General features: G+C 36.6%; 10 protein-coding genes and 1 pseudogene. All 11 read right to left on the minus strand.

What is annotated here, in order from left to right; translation table 11 throughout:
• Positions 1–389, minus strand: a 389-nt coding sequence (locus tag GGQ95_RS18005; RefSeq protein WP_183187259.1) for a hypothetical protein, incomplete at its 3' end; no start/stop codon positions are given.
• Positions 390–590: 201 nt separating this feature from the next.
• Positions 591–824 (minus strand): hypothetical protein, encoded by a 234-nt coding sequence (locus GGQ95_RS18010; protein WP_183187260.1) that lies wholly within the window; start codon positions 822–824, stop codon positions 591–593.
• Between the two features lie 206 nt (positions 825–1,030).
• The gene (locus GGQ95_RS18015) at positions 1,031–1,498 is read right to left on the minus strand and encodes an RHS repeat-associated core domain-containing protein (protein ID WP_244963799.1); all 468 of its coding nucleotides are present in this window, start codon (positions 1,496–1,498) and stop codon (positions 1,031–1,033) included.
• Positions 1,499–1,708: 210 nt separating this feature from the next.
• Entirely contained in the window at positions 1,709–2,332 is a 624-nt protein-coding gene (locus GGQ95_RS18020) for a hypothetical protein (RefSeq protein WP_183187261.1), read from the minus strand.
• A 234-nt stretch (positions 2,333–2,566) separates the two neighbouring features.
• Positions 2,567–2,998, minus strand: coding sequence for a hypothetical protein (locus tag GGQ95_RS18025; RefSeq protein WP_183187262.1), 432 nt, complete (start codon positions 2,996–2,998; stop codon positions 2,567–2,569).
• A 188-nt stretch (positions 2,999–3,186) separates the two neighbouring features.
• Positions 3,187–3,801 carry a hypothetical protein gene (locus GGQ95_RS18030; RefSeq protein ID WP_066146858.1) on the minus strand — a complete coding sequence of 205 codons (615 nt, stop codon included), beginning with the start codon at positions 3,799–3,801 and terminating at the stop codon, positions 3,187–3,189.
• Positions 3,802–3,807: 6 nt separating this feature from the next.
• Positions 3,808–4,602: an RHS repeat-associated core domain-containing protein gene (locus GGQ95_RS18035; protein ID WP_506913892.1), complete on the minus strand. Its 795-nt coding sequence runs from the start codon at positions 4,600–4,602 to the stop codon at positions 3,808–3,810.
• Between the two features lie 1,072 nt (positions 4,603–5,674).
• Positions 5,675–6,187, minus strand: coding sequence for a hypothetical protein (locus GGQ95_RS18040; RefSeq protein ID WP_080859888.1), 513 nt, complete (start codon positions 6,185–6,187; stop codon positions 5,675–5,677).
• Between the two features lie 23 nt (positions 6,188–6,210).
• Entirely contained in the window at positions 6,211–7,194 is a 984-nt protein-coding gene (locus tag GGQ95_RS18515) for an RHS repeat domain-containing protein (protein WP_183187263.1), read from the minus strand.
• Between the two features lie 213 nt (positions 7,195–7,407).
• Complete coding sequence (locus GGQ95_RS18050; protein WP_183187264.1) at positions 7,408–8,028, minus strand: hypothetical protein; 621 nt, start codon at positions 8,026–8,028, stop codon at positions 7,408–7,410.
• 10 nt (positions 8,029–8,038) lie between these two features.
• Positions 8,039–8,404: pseudogene (locus GGQ95_RS18055) on the minus strand (hypothetical protein); the annotation flags it as partial.

Genomic DNA, 8,404 nt, shown 5'->3' on the forward strand with positions numbered 1-8,404 from the left:
TCGACAATGCCGACGACATCGCCGCGGTAGTTCGTCACATAGTAGAACGTGTTACCGTTTTGGTTTGTGACCGTGTTTGGCTTGCCATTCGCCCATGTAAACGCCCATACGGTTTGACCGTTGTCGTTCGTAATGCGGATTAAGTCCGAGCCGTCATAGTGATAATGGTACGTCACGCCATTCACCGTTTTCGTTTCTCTCAGTCCATCTGGGCGATACGTGAAGCTGGCGACCTCGTTGCCGTTTACGTCTTTGACTGAAAGCAGGCGTCCTTCTCCGTCCCATGTGTATTGGTAGCGGTCGTCCTTGAGAAGATTGCCGGCGTCATCATACGTAAACACTTTGATTTTTTCAACACGTGCTTGGCACCCTAATCTAAAACGAAACAACAGATTTCAGGCACGTTTCGCAGTCCCGAAGATGTTCATATTTTTGCCTCATGCGCAGCATGTCGACTCCTTAACTTAAAAAGAGCGATTCCATCATTGAAAATACCCTTTTGGTTTTGATTATTCCAGAATTTATCTAGTAATAAGCTGAATAGTTACAGACGATTTTGTTATTATTCTCAAAGTAGGAACACTTAATATTTAAAAAACATGAGTGATTTCGATTTGAGATACAATATCTTTTAATTTTTCTTCACCAATCCACGCATTATCTATAAAATCACTTACGTTTGTATATTCTTGATGATTCAAATTATAGTACTTTGTAAAACAAATACCCACTTGAGTATTCATTATTGAATAACGTTCATCATTATAGATAAATTCTATATCATGTCCAATTTCTATAAGTTCTATTAATCTTTCTAAACTCATATTTTATCTCCTACCTCCTTCCTTTATTCATTGGTTCTGCTCCTCCTCTTTTAGGCTTTTTTCCGTCCCATTTCCATTTATGTCGATGAGGCCCCAAGGATGGTGTTTCGGATTTCCGTGATCGCTATAATCCATGTCTTTTTTCGCCCTTCCCGCACTATCATAATATCTTCGTTGTATAACTTTTCCTTTCTTATCTCTTAAAGTTAAGCTTCCTTTTTTAGGGCCTCTAAGGGGCAAACTTTTCCCATGTACAGTCCTGCTCCTATTGCAACACCATCGGCAATAGCTTGTCCTACAACAATAGCGATAGGAATCATCCAAGCAAACTTCCCATCCGGATCCACCAGCATCACCGGATTATCATTCGCATAAGTATATCCATTTTGAGTGATAGGATTATCCAAATCCCCCGGATACGGATCCCTCGAAAGAAACCTCGCCGTCTCCGGATCATAATACCGCGCTTGCAAGTAGTACAGCTTCGTTTCCCTATCATAATAATATCCTGCATACCCTATCGGTTGTCCAGCAACGGCCGCATTTTCCGAAACGGACAACACTTTGCCCCACGGGTCGTAGCTGTAATTCGCGACCGTCGTTCCATTTCCATCGACCATCCGCACAACATCGCCGCGCGCGATAGTTGGTAACGTAGTAGAACGTATCGCCATTCGCATTCGTCACCGTATTCAGTTTCCCATTTGCCCATGTGAACGCCCATATTCAAAACTTTCTTCTCAATGTTTAATACAAAAACATGTAAGTAAGTACAGCTACTGACATACAAAAAAGCCTTAGCCCGAGTAAATTCAGAGCTAAGGCAATTTTACTAGTTGAAAATAAAAATAAATATGTTTAGCCTAATTCTAATCCTGCTTACACTATTCTTTGCGTGTTTTATACTTTAAATATTTAGTAATAAAAGAAGGAATCGCTTCTACTCCTTCCATCCAAAAGCCAAAGCAAGCTGTCATAAAACCATTCATTGTTACAATGTTAAGTTTTTCATCCTTAGAATAGTAGCATAAGAAATCCCTACATTCATTACAAATATACCATTTTCCCCATGAAGTATAATCATACTCCTCATCATACTCTTTTTCAGTGTTAAGCAATAAATAAATTCCTTCCTCAAACTTATATCTAAATATGTTATAACCGTACTCTCTATCTTCATCATCTAAAAGAGAGGGAGCAGGAACAAATCCAAGTTTTTCAATATACTCTATAAACTCTCTCTCAATTTGTTCAAACTCAGAATTACTAATTTGCTTATTCCTTAATCGGTTTGTTAACTCTTTTTCATAGTCACTCATTTCATTATTCTCGAAATCAGCAAACGCCCCACCATCTTTATTACCCCCATCCCATTCCAATCTCTCAACATGTTTAACAAATTCTCTTTCCATTTGCTCAAAATCAAGATCGCTAATTTTGTCATTCTTAAAACGGTCAAACAATTCCTTCTGATAAATATGCAAGTTCCTTACTTTATCATCAAACATCCATTATTCCCCTCCTCTTGAAAAGATAGCATTCTAAAAATTCAAACCAAATAAATATAAATTTATTATATGCATAGTTAGCTCTTATGCCTCCTTGTTCATCTTCATTATATTGATAGACTACCTCTTTCAATTCGCCAATAGTTCTTCAAGTTTGTACAAATTTATTCCGTTAGTTTGATATGAACTCAGATTCTACATCGAAAAGTTAAGTTAATTTTATATAAAACATAATTACTTAATTTTAATAACACCTCGATTTCCCAAATATCCCCACGGATAAGCAGTAATTATCTCCCCGCTCTTTTTAGCATAAACAACCTTAATAACACAAGCGTACCCTTTATAATACACAGGAAGAAATCGATAAGCACGTGATTTATAAGTTAAATCTTGGAATTCAGGTAGAGCTCTATTATTAGCAATTGCTAAAATTATGGAATAGATAAATACAGAACCCCAAGCTTTCACAGGAAAAAGATTACCTTTCGGTTTATCAGAAGGATAGTCAGGGAAATGTCTCTCTTTAATATGCTTCCATTGCGTCGGTGATAGCCTCTTAACAGGTTCTCTCCCTTTCCTATTCCATTCCTCCCCCGTTCTGTAAGCCCATTTAACAAAGTTTGTAATTGCTTGTGCACCAGCGTATGCTGCCATTGCAGCCAATGTTGCAGTTACTGCAAGAGGTGTTTATTGCAAAATATACTTAGTGAGTGGCTAAATTCTTGAAAAAGACTAATAAGCTGATAACTAAAACCAAAAAACTTAGTCCCTCTCAATGGGGACTAAGCCTAAATTGCATGTTGAATTAATCTTTTAGACAATCCATCCTCTAAAAGGTTAACTCCATTTCCTCAACTATATGACTCAATGACTTCAACCACTTCAACATATCTGGGTAACTCTTTTATAAATCCACTACTATCCAAATATCTTGCCTCATTTGTAATTAATTCAAAGAACAAACCATCATACCCTATCCAAATATAGGAGGTGGGACTTGTAAAATCAAACTTCGGTATAGCTACTTGTTCGGGAAAAGTCCACTTACGCAGATCAAAGTTCAAGTTACTGGTAAATGTGATGTAATAAGGAAGCGTTGCAATCGCGAAATTATATGTTTGATCTACTACTGTCCGAAGTTCTTCTATATTTTGAGCTTTTACTTTAAAAATAGGAGAGAAGTTCTTTTTCTTATTTTCTATCTGACCCAATTTCAAAATTTGAAAATCTACCCCATGGAATTTAAGATCTTCATCAAAGTCATCAAATGCTTCAAAATAAATATATGTCGGAAATTCATTTTTTAATGTTAAAAAATTGATTAATAGATCCCTAATATTTTCAATGCTGCTGTCATCTTCATTGTAGAGAGAAACTTGATAAACTCGCTCATTGCCCGCCTCATTTACGAGCTCATAATGAATATTCGGTTCAGGTTTCATCACTTCAATGCTAATTGCAACCATAGTTTATCACCACACTAGCCTATAGGAATAATTTTCTTCATACAAAGTATATCCACTTGGAATAGACCATCTAAATACGTAATGCACTTTAGGATCATTCATATGGTAATGCCATACTTTTATATTTTTCACTTTTCCTTTCTGTCCTATCTTCCTAAGAGGAATCTTATCGTGATAATCAAGGCTGAAGACTCGCTTATTCCCGTTCTTTTTATCTAAAATGACAACAACAGCACTCGAACTTGAAGTAATTCTATAGCGATCTGTTAAGTTTTTAAATAGTTTCAAAGCAAAATTTCTTATCTTTGTCCCTACATATTGAATAGCTTTAGCACCATATTTCCTAATTAAAGGGGTTGCAAACCTTAGTATAGTACCAACTAAAGCGGCAAAAACCGGATTGTTTCCATCCGGATCCACCAGCATCACCGGATTGTCATTCGCATACGTATACGCATTTTGAGTGATCGGATCGTCTTTGTCTCCCGGATCTGGATCTCTTGAGATAAACCTCGCCGTCTCCGGATCATAATAGCGGGCTTGCAAGTAGTACAGCTTCGTTTCCCTATCATAATAATATCCTGCATATCCTAGCGGCTGTCCAGCCACTGCCGCATTTTCCGAAACTGACAACACTTTGCCCCACGGATCATAGCTATAATTCGCGACCGTCGCGCCGTTTTCATCGACCATGCGGACGACATCGCCGCGGTAGTTGGTGACGTAGTAGAATGTATAGCCATTCGCATTCGTCACCGTATTCAGTTTCCCGCTCGTGAATGCCCATTGAGTAATGCGAATTAAAACAGATCAGTCATTCAACACGTGCCTGGCGCCCTCTATTCAGCAAACTTTAAAGTTCCTGTTCCTAATGAGAATATATGGACGTTAAATACTTTAGAAAACTCAAATTATTAATTATTTTTACTCTAATACCTATTTTGATAAAATAATATAGATTATCACTGAATCCTTCTATATAAAATAGAATTAAGGAAAATGATAAAAACCGGATTATTTCCAGACCGTTATTGTTAGTTACACTTAAAACATCTGTTTTTCATTACTTTTTACCTCGAAAAGCTTTAACAGAAATATAGACGCAGTAAAGAAGTAGAAACCCAATCGCTATTATCATATTGTAACTATCTGGACTTTTAATAGTATTTATAAATAATTTGGATAATAATTTATCGTATAAAAAACCCAGTATTATAAAGAAAATAAATGCAGCAAAAAAGTTTTTAAGAATTTTTTTATAAGAAAATTGACCATCTCTTAAAATTGTCTACAAACTAAAAATCAAGCTATAAATAACAAATATCTCCACACCCCCCTTGATGTTTAGAAGTTAAATCCGCATAAATTATAATTAATTTGGTAGTAATCGCAATTTGAAAAGGAGCTTCCGAAATAATCTATCTGCTAATTTATATTACTTGGATTCAGCATTTGACACGGAACCTTCTGCTAAAGTGCCTGTTGTAACTAACTCAGCAAAGCTAATGGTGATCACGGCTGCTTCTCCACGTCAGTTCACTAAATGTTTTTTCTATAAACAGGCGTAAGGGAGTTTGTGGAATTCCCCTCACGTTGGCTGAAATCCGTTTGAAATTGCAAGAAAATCGTTATTTTGCTCCGAATAATGTGCTAAATTTATACTTTATCTTTAGGTAATTCACTAAGTAAAGTTCCATATTCATTGGAAATTTTAAAACCGATTCTTTTCCTCATAACATCACGCCGCCAAAGATTATTGTAAAGCGGAACCGATTGGATGTTTAAATTTCATTAATTTAAATATGCCCCCTGTAGACTTCAGGGAGCATATTGCACCTTAAGTTATATTTATAGATATCCTTCCTCTTGCGTTCTATTCAATCCGATTCTTTTGCATGAGAACCCATTCATCAAAACACTCATCTAATACGTTCGCAATGTTATCATTTGATGAGACTTGTATCTTAAATAAGAAAATTCCTTCGTCTTGTAAAGTTCCTATAACGGAGTCTAAAGAATTTAACCATATCCCTTGATCATAGTAGAATTCCCAAATTCCTTCTTCTACATGGTAAGCTGTCGCAGCATGAATTTCTTCATTAGTATTTTCATCATACCGAACGATGTGATAATGCTGATAGTCGATATAAGAAAGTTCTAAAAGATCCAAGTGAAAATAAGTTAGCACTTCCTCCTCTAGCTGTCTAAAAACTTCCTTACTTATCGAAACTTTTAGAGAATATCCTGCACAGTTCCCTGTCAAAAAATCATATACAGCTTCTTCTTTGCAACCTCCTCTATTATTCATAAAATCCTTTATATAATCGCGAATTCTGAGGTGATCTTTAATCTCTTTTGATAGGTAAATATAGTAATTAAACTTCACTTTTTCGCCTCCTTTACTCAAAATCACCAAGGAAACTTAGGAAGGTTTTTTCCAAAGTTTACATGTGTTATATCATAATGTTTGCTCATGTCAGGAAATACATGGAAATGTATATACCCAATATATTCCTTAGATCGTTTAAGTACCTTCATATCAATTCTTAATAGCTGCTTCTTTCCATAGCTAATCGTAAACAATGTATGATTATCCTTATTTTCTTTACTTCGCTTAGGGCCGGATACCTTCAATTTTTTTCCGTACTTCTTATATGCCTGTAAAATATAAGGGGTTACTTTTTTAACAATTTGTACTACAACAGCTCGTCCAAACCATATAAGCGTATCCTCAATTGCTGCTATAATGAGTGCAACAGCTAGTGGATTGTTTCCATCTGGATCAACATACATCACAGGATTATCATTCGTATACGTGTATCCATTTTGTGTTAATGGATTATCTTTATCTCCAGGATACGCATCCCTCGAAATAAACCTCGCCGTCTCTGGATCGTAATACCGCGCTTGCAAGTAGTACAGCTTCGTTTCCCTATCATAATAATATCCTGCATACCCTATCGGTTGTCCAGTCACGGCCGCATTTTCCAAAACTGACAACACTTTTCCCCATGGATCATAGCTATAATTCGCGACCGTCGCGCCGTTTTCGTCGACAATGCGGATAACATCGCCGCGGTAGTTCGTCACATAGTAGAACGTGTTACCGTTTTGGTTTGTGACCGTGTTTGGCTTGCCACTCGCCCATGTGAACGCCCATACGGTTTGACCGTTGTCGTTCGTAATGCGGATTAAGTCCGAGCCGTCATAGTGATAATGGTACGTCACGCCATTCACCGTTTTCGTTTCTCTCAGTCCATCTGGGCGATACGTGAAGCTGGCGACCTCGTTGCCGTTTACGTCTTTGACTGAAAGCAGGCGTCCTTCTCCGTCCCATGTGTATTGGTAGCGGTCGTCCTTAAGAAGGTTCCCGGCGTCATCATACGTAAACACTTTGATTTTTTCAACACGTGCCTGGCACCCTAATCTAAGTTATACTTGAGATAGTTAAGTTCTAAGGCTCAACTAGCATCATGAGTTTAAATAAAAGATAACATTAGATAGAAATACTCCCCATATAGTCATTGTAAAAAGAAACCTTGAAAGGCATATAGCCAATCAAGGTTCGCATTGTTTTATGTTTGTGTTCAGAATAGACATCTACATTTACTTAACACCGTTAGAATAATTTAAGAAGAAAATATCAGCCATTTCTTGTGGAAGTTGTTGATTTACAAAATTGAGCCCTACCCACGATAAAACTGTTTCATCAATAGAGCGCCAATTTTTTAAAATCGGCAATAAATCTGCACTATTGTTTACATCTTGAAGCCCTAAAACACAAACCCCATAACTTCTTTCTCCCCATATTGCCCATTTCATTGAAGGAGGTAGCCAAATAACGGTATAAGAATTGTACAGCACTGCATCCGCTGGACTTTCCTCAGGTCCTAATTCAAGAACGTCTAAATATTCATCAGGTGATAAATTAACAGGGAGTTTCATCCAATTATAATAATTAAACTCTTTATAAAAATATTCTACTGGACTAGGATCTAACACTGCAGTAAGGACATAATTATCTTTTGTTTGTCTAGATAATTGCTGGATTGTTCTCCAAAAATCTTTGTCCATTGTCCAGTCAAACTCTTCAAACAAAAAATTATTGAATTGTTCTCGGAATACCTGTTTAGGCAATCTATTTTCTATATAAAACGTATTACTAGCCATCCCTATTAATTTATTAAACTCTTTTTTTTCCCTAACAAATAAAGTTTCTAAATTCATTGGACTCCCCCTATTTTAACCTAATTTTTAAAGTCATTCTTTTGCTCCCTTTTGGATAAAAGTCAGCGGTTGAACCACCTGTGGATTTAGCACCGTCACGAAGAACATATTTTGCACCATCTTTTGTCAGTATTATTGTTTTTCCATCTTTAGATATTGATTTTCTCCATCCATCTCTAAGTAGTTTTTTTTCGAACTGTGCTTTAGATACATCAGTCTCTCTGTTAGAATAACGACTACCAGATTTAGTCACATCTACATATTTAGAAGCTTTGCCTTTCCCCTTACGTAAAACCTTCTTTGCTACTTTCCCTACCGCTTTTTTAACTAAACTCTTTGCTACTGCCCCGCTGACTATAACATATGTGAGAGCACC

The organism is Anoxybacteroides rupiense, assembly GCF_014196195.1.
Taxonomy (GTDB): domain Bacteria; phylum Bacillota; class Bacilli; order Bacillales; family Anoxybacillaceae; genus Anoxybacteroides; species Anoxybacteroides rupiense.

Coding starts and splice junctions, on each gene's coding strand:
- GGQ95_RS18010 (WP_183187260.1), bottom strand. CDS start 824: ATGAGTTTAGAAAGATTAATAGAACTTATAGAAATTGGACATGATATA.
- GGQ95_RS18015 (WP_244963799.1), bottom strand. CDS start 1,498: ATGGCGATACGTTCTACTACGTTACCAACTATCGCGCGCGGCGATGTT.
- GGQ95_RS18020 (WP_183187261.1), bottom strand. CDS start 2,332: ATGTTTGATGATAAAGTAAGGAACTTGCATATTTATCAGAAGGAATTG.
- GGQ95_RS18030 (WP_066146858.1), bottom strand. CDS start 3,801: ATGGTTGCAATTAGCATTGAAGTGATGAAACCTGAACCGAATATTCAT.
- GGQ95_RS18050 (WP_183187264.1), bottom strand. CDS start 8,028: ATGAATTTAGAAACTTTATTTGTTAGGGAAAAAAAAGAGTTTAATAAA.